The organism is Ancylobacter novellus DSM 506, from assembly GCF_000092925.1.
Classification (GTDB): Bacteria; Pseudomonadota; Alphaproteobacteria; order Rhizobiales; family Xanthobacteraceae; genus Ancylobacter; species Ancylobacter novellus.
Genome location: NC_014217.1, coordinates 105,006 through 122,640, shown reverse-complemented (window position 1 = coordinate 122,640; position 17,635 = coordinate 105,006). Strand labels below are relative to the sequence as shown.

Annotated in this window: 15 protein-coding genes and 1 tRNA gene; all 16 read left to right on the top strand. The window is 68.3% G+C overall.

The window, feature by feature from the left end:
- Positions 1-16: 16 nt before the first annotated feature.
- The 16 genes from yacG to mmsB all read left to right on the top strand — a co-directional run bounded on the left by yacG (position 17) and on the right by mmsB (position 17,630).
- Positions 17-238, top strand: a complete 222-nt coding sequence (gene yacG / locus SNOV_RS00640; RefSeq protein WP_013164967.1) for a DNA gyrase inhibitor YacG — start codon at positions 17-19, stop codon at positions 236-238.
- 173 nt (positions 239-411) lie between these two features.
- A tRNA-Phe gene (locus SNOV_RS00635) sits at positions 412-487 on the top strand.
- Positions 488-863: 376 nt separating this feature from the next.
- Positions 864-1,829, top strand: a complete 966-nt coding sequence (gene ytfQ / locus SNOV_RS00630) for a galactofuranose ABC transporter, galactofuranose-binding protein YtfQ (RefSeq protein WP_013164966.1) — start codon at positions 864-866, stop codon at positions 1,827-1,829.
- A 107-nt stretch (positions 1,830-1,936) separates the two neighbouring features.
- Positions 1,937-3,469: a sugar ABC transporter ATP-binding protein gene (locus tag SNOV_RS00625; protein WP_013164965.1), complete on the top strand. Its 1,533-nt coding sequence runs from the start codon at positions 1,937-1,939 to the stop codon at positions 3,467-3,469.
- An 11-nt stretch (positions 3,470-3,480) separates the two neighbouring features.
- Positions 3,481-4,479 (top strand): ABC transporter permease, encoded by a 999-nt coding sequence (locus SNOV_RS00620; RefSeq protein ID WP_013164964.1) that lies wholly within the window; start codon positions 3,481-3,483, stop codon positions 4,477-4,479.
- A gap of 34 nt (positions 4,480-4,513) precedes the next feature.
- Positions 4,514-5,485 carry a galactofuranose ABC transporter, permease protein YjfF gene (yjfF, locus tag SNOV_RS00615; RefSeq protein WP_086012060.1) on the top strand — a complete coding sequence of 324 codons (972 nt, stop codon included), beginning with the start codon at positions 4,514-4,516 and terminating at the stop codon, positions 5,483-5,485.
- Positions 5,482-6,204, top strand: coding sequence for a FadR/GntR family transcriptional regulator (locus SNOV_RS00610; RefSeq protein WP_013164962.1), 723 nt, complete (start codon positions 5,482-5,484; stop codon positions 6,202-6,204). The genes yjfF and SNOV_RS00610 overlap by 4 nt, the downstream gene beginning before the upstream one ends.
- Positions 6,205-6,215: 11 nt before the next feature.
- Positions 6,216-7,976 carry an IlvD/Edd family dehydratase gene (locus tag SNOV_RS00605; RefSeq protein WP_013164961.1) on the top strand — a complete coding sequence of 587 codons (1,761 nt, stop codon included), beginning with the start codon at positions 6,216-6,218 and terminating at the stop codon, positions 7,974-7,976.
- A 9-nt stretch (positions 7,977-7,985) separates the two neighbouring features.
- Positions 7,986-8,918: a dihydrodipicolinate synthase family protein gene (locus tag SNOV_RS00600; protein ID WP_013164960.1), complete on the top strand. Its 933-nt coding sequence runs from the start codon at positions 7,986-7,988 to the stop codon at positions 8,916-8,918.
- A gap of 2 nt (positions 8,919-8,920) precedes the next feature.
- A complete protein-coding gene (locus SNOV_RS00595) occupies positions 8,921-9,847 on the top strand; it encodes a Gfo/Idh/MocA family protein (RefSeq protein WP_013164959.1) in 927 nt (308 codons plus the stop codon).
- A 2-nt stretch (positions 9,848-9,849) separates the two neighbouring features.
- Complete coding sequence (locus SNOV_RS00590; protein ID WP_013164958.1) at positions 9,850-10,935, top strand: aldose epimerase family protein; 1,086 nt, start codon at positions 9,850-9,852, stop codon at positions 10,933-10,935.
- A 15-nt stretch (positions 10,936-10,950) separates the two neighbouring features.
- A complete protein-coding gene (locus tag SNOV_RS00585) occupies positions 10,951-12,756 on the top strand; it encodes an IlvD/Edd family dehydratase (protein WP_013164957.1) in 1,806 nt (601 codons plus the stop codon).
- Positions 12,743-13,672: an SMP-30/gluconolactonase/LRE family protein gene (locus SNOV_RS00580; RefSeq protein WP_013164956.1), complete on the top strand. Its 930-nt coding sequence runs from the start codon at positions 12,743-12,745 to the stop codon at positions 13,670-13,672. The genes SNOV_RS00585 and SNOV_RS00580 overlap by 14 nt, the downstream gene beginning before the upstream one ends.
- Before the next feature lie 96 nt (positions 13,673-13,768).
- Complete coding sequence (gene chvE, locus SNOV_RS00575; protein WP_013164955.1) at positions 13,769-14,839, top strand: multiple monosaccharide ABC transporter substrate-binding protein; 1,071 nt, start codon at positions 13,769-13,771, stop codon at positions 14,837-14,839.
- A 71-nt stretch (positions 14,840-14,910) separates the two neighbouring features.
- A complete protein-coding gene (mmsA, locus tag SNOV_RS00570) occupies positions 14,911-16,443 on the top strand; it encodes a multiple monosaccharide ABC transporter ATP-binding protein (protein ID WP_013164954.1) in 1,533 nt (510 codons plus the stop codon).
- Positions 16,440-17,630, top strand: coding sequence for a multiple monosaccharide ABC transporter permease (mmsB, locus tag SNOV_RS00565; RefSeq protein ID WP_013164953.1), 1,191 nt, complete (start codon positions 16,440-16,442; stop codon positions 17,628-17,630). Before mmsA ends, mmsB begins: the two co-directional genes overlap by 4 nt.
- The last annotated feature ends 5 nt before the right edge of the window (positions 17,631-17,635 follow it).

Sequence of the window (17,635 nt, the reverse complement as noted above, 5' to 3'; positions counted from 1 at the left end):
AACCAGGGAGGGAAGCATGAGCGCTGACGCGCCCTCCAGTGCCGACAAGAACACCGGGACCTGCCCGATCTGCGGCAAACCCTCGGTGGAGAAGTACAAGCCCTTCTGCTCCAGCCGCTGCGCGGATGTCGACCTGCACCGCTGGCTGACCGGCGCCTATGCGATCCCGGTCACCGAGGACGACGACGAGGACGGCGAGGAGCCCTCCCTCGCCCCCAAGCCGCCGCGCAAGGCGTGAACCGCCGCGCGGGGGCTGAGCGGTCGCCTGCGGCGCACGGTCATGCCGTCGTCATGCGGTTCGCCGCCGCCTTGGGGAAAGGACGGATTTTCGCCCGCCGCAGATATGGACAGGGCGCGGCCGAGACTCTATAACCCGCCCGCTCCGCACGGCCTCTGGCCGTTGCCGGCTACGCCCAGGTAGCTCAGTTGGTAGAGCATGCGACTGAAAATCGCAGTGTCGGTGGTTCGATTCCGCCCCTGGGCACCATTCACTTTAAATCATTGCAATCATTGATATTTTTCTCCCACTTTGCAGTGGGAGAGGCAGGTTCGGCTGTTGCCGCCCGGGCCACATCGCCATGCAGGCTTCATCCCGTCCGAAGACGTCCAGGCGGCCCGGAGCAGGCTCAGTGACGCGCCCCTCCCATTCGCCGTTCTGCCGATCATCGATGGCGTCTCTGCCCGTTTCTCCTATCGAGGGCACGGCGCGGAGGCCCGTGCGCCAAGGCACGCGAGCGCTGCGCCGCCACCTGTCAAATAGTAAAACAGTATGACTATTCAGACCTGTTTCCCTGTGCCATAAATTGCCGGCCGGAAAGCGCTCGCCAGTGGCGCGACGGCAGCACCCCACGGGAGAAACGCCAATGAATTTCAAGGCTTTGTTGCTCGCGACCGCCTTCTCCGGCGCGCTCGTCTCCGCTGGCGCGCAGGCCGCGGACCTCACCATCGGCTTCTCGCAGATCGGCTCGGAATCGGGCTGGCGCGCCGCCGAGACCACCGTCTCCAAGGCCGAGGCCAAGAAGCGGAACATCAATTTCAAGATCGCCGACGCGCAGCAGAAGCAGGAGAACCAGATCAAGGCGATCCGCTCCTTCATCGCCCAGGGCGTGGACGCGATCTTCCTCGCCCCGGTCGTTTCCACCGGCTGGGATTCGGTGCTGAAGGAGGCCAAGGAGGCCAATATCCCGGTCGTCCTGCTCGACCGCGACATCGACCCTTCCGGCAAGGACCTCTACCTCACCGCCGTCACCTCCGACAGCGTGCATGAGGGCCGCGTCGCCGGGCAATGGCTGGTGAAGACGGTCGGCGCCAAGCCCTGCAACGTGGTCGAATTGCAGGGCACGGTCGGCGCCAGCGTCGCCGCCAACCGCAAGAAGGGCTTCGAGGAAGGCATCGCCTCCGCGCCGAACGTCAAGATCGTGCGCAGCCAGACCGGCGACTTCACCCGTGCCAAGGGCAAGGAGGTGATGGAGAGCTTCATCAAGGCCGAAGGCGGCGGCAAGAACATCTGCGCCGTCTACGCCCACAATGACGACATGATGGTCGGCGCCATCCAGGCGATGAAGGAAGCCGGCCTCAAGCCCGGCTCCGACGTGCTGACCGTCTCCATCGACGCCGTGCCGGACATCTTCAAGGCCATGGCGGCGGGCGAGGCCAACACCACGGTGGAGCTCACCCCGAACATGGCCGGTCCCGCCTTCGACGCCATCATCGCCTACAAGGCGAAGGGCACCGTGCCGCCGAAATGGATCCAGACCGAATCCAAGCTCTACACCGCCGCCGACAACCCGCAGGCGGTCTACGATTCGAAGAAGGGCCTCGGCTACTGAGCGGGCGCGCCGCGGGCGACCTGCCCGCGGCATCTGTCCCGCCGTGGCGGGCCGGCCTCCCTCCCGCCGGCCCGCCACGGCATTCTGCCGCTGCTTCCGAGACCGCCATGCATCCGACCGACGGCTCCCTGCTCGAACTCACCGGCTTCTCGAAATCCTTCACCGGCCTCATGGCGCTGGACAAGGTCGACTTCACCCTGCGCCGCGGCGAGATCCATGCGCTGCTCGGCGAGAACGGCGCGGGCAAGTCGACGCTGATCAAGACGATGACCGGCGTCGTCACCCGCGATGCCGGCACCATGCGGCTGGAAGGCGCCGAGATCGCGCCGCGCTCCGCCGGCGAGGCGACCAAGCTCGGCATCGCCACCGTCTACCAGGAGGTCAATCTCGCGCCGAACCTATCGGTGGCGCAGAACCTGTTCCTTGGCCGCCAGCCGACCCGTCTCGGCTTTGTCCGCGAGGGCGAGATGCGCCGGCGCGCGCAGGCCCTGCTCGCCGAGTTCGGCCTGTCCATCGACGTCGCCGCGCCGCTGGAGACCTATTCGGTCGCCATCCGGCACATCGTCGCCATCGCCCGCGCGGTCGACCAGTCGGCGCGCGTGCTGATCCTCGACGAGCCCACCGCCAGCCTCGACGCGCACGAGGTCGAGGTGCTGTTCACCGTGATGCGCCAGCTCAAGGCCCGCGGCATCGGCATCGTCTTCGTCACCCATTTCCTCGACCAGGTCTATGCGATCTGCGACCGGATCACCGTGTTGCGCAATGGCCGCCTCGCCGGCACCGCCCCGATCGCCGAGCTGCCGCGCATCGACCTCGTGCGGATGATGCTCGGGCGCGAACTGAGCGCCGCCACCGCCCAGCGCCCGCCGCGCACCGCGGCGGCCGAGGCGGAACCCGTCGCCGCCTTCGAAGACTTCGGCAAGGCCGGCTATGTCGCCCCCTTCGACCTGACGTTGCGCGCCGGCCATGTGGTCGGCCTCGCCGGCCTGCTCGGCTCGGGCCGCACCGAGACCGTCCGCCTCGTCTTCGGCGCCGAGCGCGCCGACAGCGGCACCGCCGAGGTGGGCGGCGCGCGCGTCGTCCTCTCCTCGCCGCACGAGGCGATGCGTCTCGGCTTCGGCTATTGCCCGGAGGAGCGCAAGACCGAGGGCATCGTCGCCGACCTCACCGTGCGCGAGAACATCGTGCTGGCGCTGCAGGCAAAGCGCGGCCCGCTGAAGCCGCTGCCGCGCCGCGAGCAGGACGACATCGCGGCCAAGTTCATCCGCCTGCTCGACATCCGCCCGCCCGACCCGGAGCGCCCTGTCGGGCTGCTCTCCGGCGGCAACCAGCAGAAGGTGCTGCTCGCCCGCTGGCTCGCCACCGCGCCGCGCCTGCTCATCCTCGACGAGCCGACGCGCGGCATCGATGTCGGCGCCCATGCCGAGATCATCGGCCTGATCCGCGACCTCTGCGCCGAGGGCATGGCCCTGCTCGTCGTCTCCTCCGAGCTTGAGGAGATCGTCACCTATGCCGACGAGGTCGTGGTGTTGCGCGACCGCGCCCATGTCGCCCGTCTCACCGGGGACGAGGTCGACGTGCCCGCCATACTCGCCGCCATCGCCGCCGATGCGCCCGCATCGGTCGCGGCGCCGATGTGAGGGAGGCGGGAATGGCCATTCGCCTGCCGCGCATCGGCACCTCGCAGGTCGCCGCGCTCATCCTCATCCTGCTGGCGAACTGGATGGTCTCGCCGCAATTCTTCGACTTCCACATACGCGACGGGCGCGTCTTCGGCAGCGTCATCGACGTGCTGAACCGGGGCGCGCCGGTGGCGCTGCTCTCCATCGGCATGGTGCTGGTCATCGCCATGCGCGGGATCGACCTGTCGGTCGGCGCGGTGATGGCGATCTGCGGCGCCATCGCCGCCAGCCTCGCCGACAGCCATGCGCTGCCCGTCGTGCTCGCCGCCGCGCTCGGTGCCGGCCTGCTGTGCGGCCTGTGGAACGGGCTGCTGGTCGCCATGCTCGGTATCCAGCCCATCGTGGCGACGCTGATCCTGATGGTGGCGGGGCGCGGCATCGCCCAGCTCATCACCGAAGGCCGCATCGTCACCTTTTCCTCGCCCGACCTCGCCTTACTTGGCGGGGGCGGCTCGGTGCTCGGCCTGCCGACGCCAGTGGTGCTGACCTTCGGCATGCTGGCGCTGACGCTGCTCATCGTGCGCGGCACCGCGCTCGGCCTGATGATCGAGGCGACCGGCGGCAATCCGCGCGCCAGCGCGCTGGCCGGCATCGGCACGAAGCTTATCACCGTCGCCGTCTACATGTGGAGCGGGCTGTGCGCGGCGCTCGCCGGCATCGTCGCCGCCGCCGACATCCTCGGCGCCGACGCTAACAATGCCGGGCTGTGGCTGGAGCTCGACGCCATCCTCGCCGTCGTCATCGGCGGCACCTCGCTGTTCGGCGGGCGCTTCAGCGTGGTGCTGGCGGTGGTGGGCGCGCTGATCATCCAGGCGATGAACACCGGCATCCTGCTCTCCGGCTTCCCGCCCGAGACCAACCTCGTCGTCAAGGCGGTGGTGGTGCTCGCCGTGCTGCTCGCCCAGTCGCCGCGCGTCGCCGGCCATTTCGCCGGCCTCGGCGTGCTCCTCAACCGAAGCCGTTCGTGAGGAGGCGCAAGTGACCCGTTCGCTCAATCGCCTCATGCCGGTCTTTGCCACCACCGCGGTGTTCCTCGCCGGCTTCCTGATCTGCTCGCTCGCCTATCCGAATTTCGCCTCGCTGCGGGTGGTGATGAACCTGCTCACCGACAACGCCTTCCTCGGCATCGTCGCGGTGGGGATGACCTTCGTCATCATCTCCGGCGGCATCGATCTGTCGGTCGGCTCGGTGATCGGCTTCACCACCGTCTTCCTGGCGCTCGCCATCGAGCGCTGGGGCGTGCCGCCGTTTGCCGCCTTCGTCGTCATCCTTCTGCTCTGCGCCGCCTTCGGCGCAGCGATGGGGGCGACCATCCAGTATTTCGAGCTGCCGCCCTTCATCGTCACGCTGGCCGGCATGTTCCTGGCGCGGGGGCTGAGCTTCCTGATGTCGACGGACTCGATCCCGATCACCGCCGACCTCTATGCGAACCTCTCCGACCACGCGATCCGGCTTGCCGGCGGGGCGCGTCTCACCGTGCCGGCGATGATCATGCTCGCCATCGTCGCCGCCGGCATGGCGCTGCTGCACCTCACCCGCTTCGGCGCCAACGTCTATGCGCTCGGCGGCTCGCGCGCCGCCACCGGGCTGATGGGCATCAACGTCGCGCGCACCACCGTGCTCATCTATACGCTCTCCAGCGTGCTCGCCGGGCTGTCCGGCATCGTCTTCTCGCTCTACACGTCGAGCGGCTATTCTCTCTCGGCGGTCGGCGTCGAGCTCGATGCCATCGCGGCGGTGGTGATCGGCGGCACGCTGCTGTCGGGCGGCTACGGCTTCGTCTTCGGCTCCTTCCTCGGCGTGCTGATCCAGGGGCTGATCCAGACCTACATCAGCTTCGACGGCTCGCTGTCGAGCTGGTGGGCGAAGATCGCCACCGGGCTGCTGCTCTTCGCCTTCATCGCCTTCCAGCAGATCACGCTCCACATGGCGCGCCGCTCGCGCCTGCGGCCAGCCGGAGTTGCCAAACCGTGACGTCGCAGATCATCGTCATCCCCGCCCGCCGCGCCCATTCCAACCATGCCGAGGTCGCGCGCACCATCGGCATCGACATCATCGCCGGCCGCTATGGCGAGGGCGCGAAGCTTCCCGGCGATGCCGAGCTGACCCTGATCTTCGGCGTGTCGCGGCCGGTGCTGCGCGAGAGCGTGAAGACGCTGGTGGCCAAGGGCCTGCTCTCCACCAAGGCGCGGGTGGGCACGGTGGTGCGCGAGCGCGCGGCCTGGAACATGTTCGACCCCGACGTGCTCGCCTGGCACCTCGACGCCGGCATCAACAAGCAGTTCCTGCGCGACCTCGCCGAGATCCGCCTCGCCGTCGAGCCGCGCGCCGCGGCGCTCGCCGCCGAGCGGCGCACGGAGAACGACCTCGAAGTGATGCGCCGGGCGGTCGCCCGGATGGCCGACGAGCCCGGCGCCTCGAGCGGCTTCGCCGAGGCCGACCTCGCCCTCCATGTCGCCGTTGCCGCCGCCTCCGGCAATCCGTTCATGCGCTCGATCGGCGCGGTGATCGAGGCGGCGCTGCGCGCCTCCTTCGTGCTCTCCGCCCCGGTCGATGCGCGCGAGCACGGCATCGCCGTCGCCGCGCATGAACGCATCGTCGAGACCATCGCCGACAAGGACGCCGAGGCAGCCGCCGCGGCGATGACGAACGTGATCTTCAACGGCCTGCGCCGCCAGGGCGCGACGGGCTGACGGGTGCCTCGATGAGCGACGATAGCGACCACGGATCGAAGAAGCCCGGCAGCGGTAGGCCCTTGCGCAGTCAGGCCTGGTTCGGCCGGCAGGACAAGATGGGCTTCTACTACCGCTCCTTCCTGAAGAATTCCGGCCAGCCGCAGGACCGCTTCGATGGTCGGCCGGTAATCGGCATCTGCAACACATGGTCCGAGCTCACCCCCTGCAACGGCCATTTCCGCGATCTCGCCGAGCATGTGCGCTACGGCGTGCTGGATGCCGGCGGCTATCCGCTGGAATTCCCCGTCTCCTCGCTCGGCGAGGTGACGATGCGCCCGACCGCCATGCTGTTCCGCAACCTCGCCTCGATGGATGTGGAGGAGGCCATCCGCGCCCATCCGCTCGACGGCGTGGTGCTGCTGATGGGCTGCGACAAGACCACCCCGGCCCTGCTCATGGGCGCGGCTTCCGCCGACCTACCGGCCATCGGCGTCTCTGGCGGGCCGCAATTGCGCGGCGTCTATCGCGGCCAGATCATCGGCTCGGGCACCAACATCATCTCGATGAGCGAGCAACTGCGCGCCGGCGAGATCACGCTTGCCGAGTTCCACGAGGCCGAGGCGGCGATGAACCGCTCGGCCGGGTCTTGCATGACCATGGGCACCGCCTCGACCATGGCCTCGATGGTGGAAGCGCTCGGCATCGGCCTGCCGGAGAACGCCGCCATCCCCGCCGCCGACGCAAGGCGCAACCTGCTCGCGCGTATGGCCGGCCGGCGCATCGTCGAGATGGTCAAGGAGGACCTGAAGCCCTCCGACATCCTCACCCGCGAGGCTTTCGAGAACGCCATCCGCACGCTCGCGGCCATTGGCGGCTCGACCAATGCGGTGGTGCATCTGCTCGCCATCGCCGGGCGCGTCGGCGTCGAGCTGACGCTGGCCGATTTCGACCGGCTCGGCCGGAACATTCACTGCCTCGTCGACCTCATGCCGTCCGGGCGCTTCCTGATGGAGGACTTCTATTATGCCGGCGGCCTACCCGCCGTGCTGCGCGCGCTCGGCGAGCGCGGCCTGCTCCACAAGGACGCACTCACGGTGAATGGCAGCAGCATCTGGGAGAACGTGGCAGCCGCCCAATGCTGGAACGCGGAGGTCATCACGCCCTTCGATGCGCCGTTCAAGGCCGAGGCCGGAATCGCCATCCTCACCGGCAATCTCGCCCCGAACGGGGCCGTCATAAAGCCCTCCGCCGCATCGCCGGAACTGATGCAACACACCGGCCGCGCTGTGGTCTTCGAGAGCGTCGAGGAGATGCACCACGCGGTGAACGACGAGGCGCTCGACATCGACGCCGACTGCATCATGGTGCTGAAGAACTGCGGGCCGAAGGGCTATCCGGGCATGGCCGAGGTCGGCAACATGCCGCTGCCGGCCAAGCTCCTTCGCGCCGGCGTGCGCGACATGATCCGCATCTCCGACGCGCGCATGTCCGGCACCGCCTATGGCACCGTGGTTCTGCACGTCGCGCCGGAGGCGACTGCCGGCGGGCCGCTCGCTCTGGTGCAAAATGGCGACCTGATCACCCTCGACGTCCCCGCCCGCTCGCTGCATCTGCATGTCGACGAGGCCGAACTCGCCGCGCGCCGCGCCGCCTGGGTGGCGCCGGAGCCCCACGCCGCGCGTGGTTATCAGCGCCTCTATGTCAACCATGTGCTGCAGGCCGACCGCGGCGCCGATTTCGATTTCCTGGTCGGACGTTCCGGTTCGCCGGTCGCCCGCGACAATCACTGAGAGTTCCCGATGACGACCAGTTCCGCCGCCGGTCCCTATAAGGGCGTCTTCCCCGTCGCACCGACGGTGTTCGACGCCGACGGCCGGCTCGACCTCGACGGCCAGAAGCGCGCCATCGACTTCATGATCGACGCCGGCTCGCACGGCCTGTGCATCCTCGCCAATTTCTCCGAGCAGTTCGTGTTGACCGACGAGGAGCGCGACCTGGTGATGGAGACGGTGCTGGAGCATGTCGGTGGGCGGGTGCCGGTCATCGTCACCACCACCCATTTCGCCACCCATGTCTGCGCCGAGCGCTCGCGACGCGCGCAGGAGATGGGCGCGGCGATGGTAATGATCATGCCGCCCTATCACGGCGCCACCTTCCGCGTGCCGGAAGGAGCGATCTACGATTTCTACCGTGCCGTCTGCGACGCCATCGACATCCCGATCATGGTACAGGACGCCCCCATCGCCGGCACGCCGCTCTCCGTGCCGTTCCTCGCGAGGATGGCGAAGGAGATCGAGCACCTCGCCTATTTCAAGATCGAGGTGCCGCAGGCCGCCGCGAAACTGCGCGCGCTGATCGAGGCCGGCGGCGACGCGATCGTCGGCCCGTGGGACGGCGAGGAGGCGATCACGTTGATGGCCGACCTCGACGCCGGCGCGACCGGCGCCATGACCGGGGGCGGCTATCCGGACGGCATCCGCCAGATCATCGACCCCTATGTCGCCGGCGATCGCGAGGCGGCGGTCGACGCCTATATGCGCTGGCTGCCGCTGATCAATTACGAGAACCGGCAATGCGGCCTCGCCGCCTGCAAGGCGCTGATGCAGGAGGGCGGCGTCATCGCCCATGAGACGCTGCGCGCACCGCTGCCGACCCTGCACCCGGCCACCCGCGCCGGGCTGATCGAGATCGCGCGCCGGCTCGATCCGCTCGTGCTGAGCTGGGGGCGCTGACCATGGCTCCCATCCGCCTCGCCATCGTCGGCCTCGGCAAGATCGCCCGCGATCAGCACATCCCCGCCATTGCAGCGACCGAGGGTATCGAGCTCGCGGCTGTCGCCAGTCGCAACGCCGCGCTGGACGGCGTGGCGCATTTCGCCACGCTCGACGACCTGCTGGCGGATAGTGCCGACATCGACGCGGTGGCGCTCTGCACGCCGCCGCAGGTGCGCCGCGCGCAGGCCGAAGCCGCGCTGGCCGCGGGCAAGCATGTGCTGCTGGAAAAGCCGCCGGGCGCCACGGTGAGTGAGCTCGGTCCCCTCGTCGCCGCCGCCGAGGCTTCCGGCAGGACGCTGTTCGCCACCTGGCACTCGCGTTTCGCACCTGCCGTGGAGCCCGCGCGGACCTTTCTGGCGGAGCGCGCCATCCGTTCCGTGATCATCGAATGGAAGGAGGATGTACGCGTCTGGCATCCGGGACAGGAATGGATCTGGGAGCCGGGCGGGCTTGGCGTGTTCGACCCCGCCATCAACGCGCTGTCGATCCTGACGCAGATCCTGCCGCGCCCGGTATTTGTGACCAAAGCCCACCTCGCCTTCCCGACCAATCGCGACGCGCCCATCGCCGCCGAGCTCGGCCTTTCCGACGTCGCCGGCATCCCGATCCGGGCCGAGCTCGACTTCCTGCAGACCGGCCCGCAAACCTGGGACATCCGCATCGAGACCGAGGCCGGCCAGATCGTCCTCTCCTCCGGCGGCGCGCGGCTCGTCCATGACGGCGCCGTCTTGGTGGACGAGAAGGAGGCCGAGTATCGCGGCATCTACGCCCGTTTCGTCGAGTTGGTCCGCGGCGGGCGCTCCGATGTCGATCTCGCCCCGCTGGCCCTCGTCGCCGACGCCTTCCTGCTCGGCCGGCGCTCCATCGCCGAACCGTTCGAGTACTGACCATGCACGCTGCCGCCCATGCGTCCCCCCTCCTCCGCGAACCCTTCGGAACCCTGTCCGACGGGCGGGCGGTCGAGCGCATCCGCCTCGCCGGCGAGGGCGGTTTCGAGGTCGCGATCATCACCCATGGTGCGGCCGTGCAGGCCTTGCATGTACCCGACCGCGACGGCCGCCTCGCCGACATCGTGCTCGGCCATGACGACCTCGCCCCCTATGAAGCGCACCGGCGCTATTTCGGCGCCGCGGTGGGGCGCTATGCCAATCGCATCGCCGGCGGCCGCTTCCCGCTCGACGGTACCACCTGCCAAGTCCCCGCCAATAACGGCGCCAACGCGCTGCATGGCGGCCCGGACGGCTTCGACCGCCGGCTCTGGAGCGTCGAGGCGCTGGCCGACGGGTCCGTCCCCTCCGTGACGCTCGGCCTCACCAGTCCCGATGGCGACCAGGGTTTTCCGGGCGAACTCGATGTCCGCGTCACCTATGCGCTCACCGGGCCCCGCGAACTCTCCATCGCCTTCGAGGCGACGACCAGCCGGCCGACCATCGTCAACCTCACCCATCATGGCTTCTTCAACCTCGCCGGCGTCGAAGCCGGCGGCGACGTGCTCGGCCACGAGCTGACCCTCCACGCCGACGCCTATCTGCCGATCGACGCCGCGGCGATCCCGGTCGGTGGCCCTACACCCGTCGCCGGCACGCCCTTCGATTTCCGCATCCCCCGGCTGATCGGCGGGCGGATACGAGAAGCGCACGAGCAACTCCGGCTCGGGCGTGGCTACGACCACAATTTCTGCGTCGCCGGCGGCCGGACCGCCGAGCCGCGCCTCGCCGCCCGCGTCGAGCATCCTGCGTCCGGCCGCGTCCTGGAACTTCTGACCGACCAGCCGGGCCTGCAATTCTACTCAGGCAATTTCCTCGACGGCACGACGGAGGGGAAGTTCCGCCGGCTGCACCGCCAGTCCGACGCCTTCTGCCTCGAGCCGCAGGCGTGGCCGGACACGCCGAACCGGCCGAACTTCCCCTCGGCCCGCCTCGACCCCGGCGAGACCTACCGCCACGTCTCGCTCTACCGATTTTCGACCGTCTGAATGAGGAGCGCCGCCATGCACGGAAAAACACAGAAAACCGACCGCACGCTCCGCTCCCGAGCCTGGTTCGACAACCCGGCCAATGCCGACATGACAGCGCTCTACCTGGAGCGCTACCTGAACTACGGCCTCAGCCAGGAGGAGTTGCAGAGCGGGCGGCCGATCATCGGCATCGCCCAGACCGGCTCGGACCTCTCGCCCTGCAATCGCCACCACCTCGAACTCGCCAAGCGGGTGCGCGAGGGCATACGCGAGGCCGGCGGCATCGCCATCGAATTCCCGGTCCATCCCATCCAGGAGACCGGCAAGCGCCCCACCGCCGGGCTCGACCGCAACCTCGCCTATCTCGGCCTCGTCGAGGTGCTCTACGGCTATCCGCTCGACGGGGTGGTGCTGACCATCGGTTGCGACAAGACCACGCCCGCCTGCCTGATGGCGGCGGCCACCGTGAACATCCCGGCCATCGCCCTCTCGGTCGGGCCGATGCTGAACGGCTGGTACAAGGGCGAGCGCACCGGCTCGGGCACCATCGTGTGGAAGGCGCGCGAGCTGCTCGCCACCGGCGAGATCGACTACCAGGGCTTCGTGAAGCTCGTCGCCTCCTCCGCTCCCTCCACCGGCTACTGCAACACCATGGGTACGGCGACGACCATGAACTCGCTCGCCGAGGCGCTGGGCATGCAGCTTCCCGGCGCGGCGGCCATCCCCGCGCCCTATCGCGACCGGCAGGAGGCCGCCTACCGCACCGGCCTGCGCATCGTCGAGATGGTGCATGAAGACCTGAAGCCTTCCGACATCCTCACCCGCGAGGCCTTCCTCAACGCCATTCGGGTCTGCTCCGCCATCGGCGGCTCGACCAATGCGCCGGTGCACCTGAACGCGCTCGCCCGCCATGTCGGCGTCGAGCTCTCGATCGACGACTGGCAGGCGCATGGCGAGGACGTGCCGCTGCTGGTCAATCTCCAGCCGGCCGGAGCCTATCTCGGCGAGGACTATTACCGCGCCGGCGGCGTCCCCGCCGTGGTGAACCAGCTGATGGCGCAGGGCCTCGTCCATGAGGACGCCGTCACCGCCAATGGCCGCAGCATCGGCGAGAACTGCCGCGATTCGGCCATCGCCGACGAGGACGTCATCCGGCCCTATGACCGGCCCCTGAAGGAGAAGGCGGGCTTCCGCGTGCTGCGCGGCAATCTCTTCTCTTCCGCCATCATGAAGATGAGCGTCATCTCGCCCGAGTTCCGCGCGCGCTATCTGTCCAACCCCGACGATCCGGAGGCGTTCGAGGGGCGCGCCGTCGTGTTCGACGGGCCGGAGGACTATCACGCGCGCATCGACGATCCCGCGCTGGCCGTCGACGAGATGACGGTCCTGTTCATGCGCGGGGCCGGTCCCGTCGGCTATCCCGGCGCGGCGGAAGTGGTGAACATGCGCGCGCCCGACTACCTCATCAAGGCGGGCATCCATTCGCTGCCCTGCATCGGTGACGGGCGCCAGTCCGGCACCTCCGGCTCCCCCTCCATCCTCAACGCCTCTCCCGAGGCGGCGGCCGGCGGCGGCCTCGCGGTGCTCCGCACCGGCGACCGGGTGCGCATCGACCTGAAGCGCAACAGCGCCGACATGCTGGTGCCGGAAGAGGAGCTGGAACGCCGCCGGCAGGAACTCGTTGCGCAGGGCGGCTACCACTATCCCGCCCACCAGACGCCCTGGCAGGAGATCCAGCGCGGCCTGGTCGGGCAGCTCGAGACCGGCGCGGTGCTGGAACCGGCGGTGCGCTACCAGCGCATCGCCCAGACCAAGGGAGTGCCGCGTGACAATCACTAGCGCGCAGGCGCCTGCCACCACGGAGCCGACGCTGGAGACACTGCCGGTCGCGGTACTGTGCGAGGAGCGCTGCCATCTCGGCGAGGGGCCGAGCTACGATGCGGCGCGCGACACCGCCTGGTGGTTCGACATCCTCGAAAAGCGGCTCTGCGAGGCCCGGCTCGCCGGGGGGGCCGTCACCGTCCATTCGCTGCCCTTCATGGCGAGCGCGCTGGCCATGGTCGACGACCGCCGCCAGCTGCTGCTGACGGAGAACGGGCTGGTGCTGCGCGACATCGCCGGCGGCCGGCTGGAGCCTGTCGCGGACATCGAGGCCGGCAACCCGGCCACCCGCTCGAATGACGGGCGCGTGCATCCGAGCGGCACCTTCTGGATCAGCACCATGGGCCGCCATGCCGAGCGGGAGGCCGGGACGATCTACGCCTATCGCGACGGCGCGGTGGCGCCTCTCTTCCCCGGCATCACTATCCCAAACGCCATCTGCTTCTCGCCGGACGGCACGCTCGGCTACTTCGCCGATACGAAGGCGAACCGGCTTCACCGGGTGCGGCTCGACCCAGCTACCGGCCTGCCGCTGGAGAGCCCATCCGTGCTGCGCGTCCACACCGGCGCCGGCGGGTTCGACGGCGCGGTGACGGATGCCGAGGACCTCGTCTGGTGCGCCATCTGGGGCGGCGGCCGGCTGGAGGCCTATACGCCGGCGGGAGACCTCGTCCGCAGCGTCGCCGTCCCCGCGCGGCAGACGAGTTGCCCGGTTTTCGTCGGCCCGGCCTTCGACCGCGTGCTGGTCACCTCCGCCTTCGAGAACATGGACGAGGCGGCCCGCGCCGCCGACCCCCATCACGGCAAGACCTTCCTCCTCGACATCGGCGTGCGCGGACACGCCGAGCCGCGCGTGCGGCTAGGAGGCGCCTGACCCACTTCCATCATGCGGCGCTCTGCACCCCGCAGCACCGCCCGCCAAGAAAACGGCACGTGAAACGCGGCCACCGAAACCCCAAGGGAGTTCGACATGAAACGCCTCACGACTACGCTTTCCGCCTTCGCGCTGGGCGCCCTCGCCCTCTCCTTCGCGGTTCCCGCCTCGGCCCAGGACAAGGGCACGGTGGGTATCGCCATGCCAACCAAGTCCTCCGCCCGCTGGATCGCGGACGGCGACAACATGGTGAAGGTGCTCAAGGAGCGCGGCTACGACACCGACCTGCAATATGCCGAGGACGACATCCCCAACCAGCTCTCGCAGATCGAGAACATGGTGACCAAGGGCGCGAAGGTCCTGGTCATCGCCTCGATCGACGGCACCACGCTTTCCGACGTGCTGAAGCAGGCGCAGGCCCAGGGCATCAAGGTCATCGCCTATGACCGGCTGATCCGCGACACGCCGAACGTCGACTATTACGCGACCTTCGACAATTTCCAGGTCGGCGTGCTGCAGGCGCAGTCCCTGCTCAAGGGCCTCGGCTATCCCGAGAACAAGGGCCCTTTCAACATCGAGCTGTTCGGCGGCTCGCCAGACGACAACAACGCCTACTTCTTCTACGACGGCGCCATGTCGGTGCTGAAGCCGCTGATCGACAACGGCACGCTGAAGGTGGCTTCCGGCCAGATGGGCATGGACAAGGTCTCGACGCTACGCTGGGACGGCGCGACCGCCCAGGCGCGCATGGATAACCTGCTCAGCGCCTATTACAACGACAAGCGCATCGACGGCGTGCTCTCGCCCTATGACGGGCTGTCCATCGGCATCCTCTCCTCGCTCAAGGGCGTGGGCTACGGCTCGGGCGGCATGAAGATGCCGGTGGTGACCGGGCAGGACGCCGAGGTGCCATCCATGAAGTCGATCCTCGCCGGCGAGCAGTACTCGACCATCTTCAAGGACACGCGCGACCTCGCCAAGGTCACCGCCGACATGGTCGACGCCTCGCTAAGCGGCAAGGAAGTCACCGTCAACGACACCAAGACCTACAATAACGGCGTGAAGGTCGTGCCGTCCTATCTCCTGAAGCCGGTCGTCGTCGACAAGGGCAACTGGGAGAAGGTGCTGGTCGGGTCCGGCTACTACAAGGCCGACCAGATCAACTGACGGCGGATGCAGGTTGCGGCCCGCGCCGGCCCCGTGCCGGCGCGGTCATCGTGCGGAACGCGGAGCGCAACATGAGCGCACTTCTGGAGATGCGGGGCATCAGCAAGCACTTCACCGGCGTGAAGGCGCTGAACGATGTCTCGTTCGAGGTCGAGCCGGGCGAGATCCACGCCCTCGTCGGCGAGAACGGCGCGGGCAAGTCGACGCTGATGAAGGTCCTGAGCGGGGTCTACCCGCACGGCTCCTATGACGGCTCGATCATGTTCGACGGCGAGGAGCGGCGCTTCCGCGACATCATCGATTCCGAGGCGCTCGGCATCATCATCATCCATCAGGAACTGGCGCTGATCCCGCTGATGTCGATCGCGGAGAACATCTTCATCGCCAATCCGCCGGCGCGCTTTGGCGTCATCGACCGCGGCGCCGTGCACCGGCGCACCCGCGAATTGCTCGCCAAGGTCGGCCTCAACGAGGAGCCGGATACACTCGTCACCGACATCGGCGTCGGCAAGCAGCAGCTCGTCGAGATCGCCAAGGCGCTGTCGAAGAAGGTGCGCCTGCTCATCCTCGACGAGCCGACCGCCAGCCTCTCGGAGAAGGACAGTGCGGCGCTGCTCGACCTGCTGCGCGAATTCCGCGCGCAGGGCATCTCCTCTATCCTCATCTCGCATAAGCTGAACGAGGTCTCGAAGGTCGCCGACCGCATCACCGTGCTGCGCGACGGGCGCACCGTCGACACCATGGACTGCCACGAGGGCGCGGTGGAGGAAGACCGCATCATCCGCAAGATGGTCGACCGCGACCTCGAGCACCGCTTCCCCAAGCGCGAGCCGAAGATCGGCGAGACGATCTTCCGGGTAGCCGACTGGTCGGTCCACCACCCCCTCCATGCCGACCGGCAGGTGATCAAGGACGTCGACTTCGAGGTCCGACGCGGCGAGATCGTCGGCATCGCAGGGCTGATGGGCGCCGGGCGCACCGAGTTCGCCATGAGCATCTTCGGCCGCTCCTGGGGCCAGAAGATCGGCGGCCGCGCCGAGATCGAGGGGCGGGAGGCGGACCTATCGACCGTGCGCCGGGCCATCGACGCCGGCCTCGCCTATGTCACCGAGGACCGCAAGGAACTCGGCCTGCTGCTGAACGAGGACGTGCGCAAGAACGTCACGCTGGCGAACCTCGCCGCGGTTTCTTCCGCGCAGGTGATCGACGACGTGAGGGAGCTCGCCGTCGCCTCCGACTATCGCGGCCGCATGCGCATCCGCAGCCACAGTGTCTACCAGGAGGCCGGCAAGCTCTCCGGCGGCAACCAGCAGAAGGTGGTGCTGTCGAAATGGCTGTTCACCGACCCCAAGGTGCTGATCCTCGACGAGCCCACGCGCGGCATCGACGTCGGCGCCAAGTACGAAATCTACTGCATCATCAACGAGCTCGCGGATGCCGGCAAAGGCGTGGTGGTCATCTCCTCCGAGATGCCGGAACTGCTCGGCATCTGCGACCGCATCTGCGTGATGAATGAGGGCGCCTTCGTCGGCGAGTTCCCCGCCGCCGAGGCGACACAGGAAAAGATCATGCGCGCCATCATGCGCAAGGGAGACCGCTCATGAGCGACACCGCGCTGAAGGACAAGCCGCGCCACGCGGGCTTCGTGAAGAACAATCTGCGCGAATACGGGATGCTGATCTCGCTCTTCGCCATCATGATCTTCTTCCAGGTGGTGACCGACGGCACGCTGCTGCGCCCGCTCAACCTCACCAACCTCGTGCTGCAGAACAGCTACATCGTCATCATGGCGCTGGGCATGCTGCTGGTCATCGTCACCGGCCATATCGACCTCTCGGTCGGCTCGGTGGCGGGCTTCATCGGCGCAGTGGCGGCGGTGCTGATGGTGAAGTTCGGCATGCCCTCCATTCTGGCCGTCCTCATCTGCCTGGCGCTCGGCGGGCTGATCGGTGCGGCGCAGGGTTACTGGGTGGCCTATTTCAAGATCCCGTCCTTCATCGTCACGCTGGCGGGCATGCTGGTGTTCAAGGGGCTGGCGCTCGCCATCCTCGCCGGCCAGTCGGTCGGCCCCTTCCCGCCGGCCTTCCAGAAGCTGTCCTCCGGCTTCATCCCGGAACTCGTGCCGGGCGCCGGCACGCTCTACCCGACCTCGCTCGCCATCGGCGCGGTGCTGGCGCTGGTGCTGGTCTGGCAGAATTTCCGCAGCCGCGCCCGGCAGGAGGCGCATCACATCGAGACCGAGCCCTACGGCTTCTTCCTGGTGAAGAACCTGTTGTTCTTCGCGGTGATCGTCTATTTCGCCTATCTCATCGCCTCGCATCGCGGCTTGCCGAACGTGCTCGTCATCATGACGGCGCTGATCGCGCTCTACGCCTTCGTCACCACCCGCACCACGATCGGCCGGCAGATCTACGCGGTCGGCGGCAATGAGAAGGCGGCCAAGCTCTCCGGCATCAAGACCGAGCGGCTGACCTTCCTCACCTTCGTGAACATGGGCGTGCTGGCGGCACTGGCCGGCCTCGTCTTCGCCGCGCGGCTGAACACGGCGACGCCCAAGGCCGGCCTCGGCTTCGAGCTCGACGTCATCGCCGCCTGCTTCATCGGCGGCGCCTCGGCCTATGGCGGCGTGGGCCGCGTCGGCGGCGCGGTGATCGGCGCGCTGATCATGGGCGTGATGAACAACGGCATGTCGATCCTCGGCATCGGCATCGACTATCAGCAGGTGATCAAGGGCCTCGTCCTGCTCGGCGCCGTCTGCCTCGACGTCTACAACCAGAAGCGCTCGGCATAGCCGGG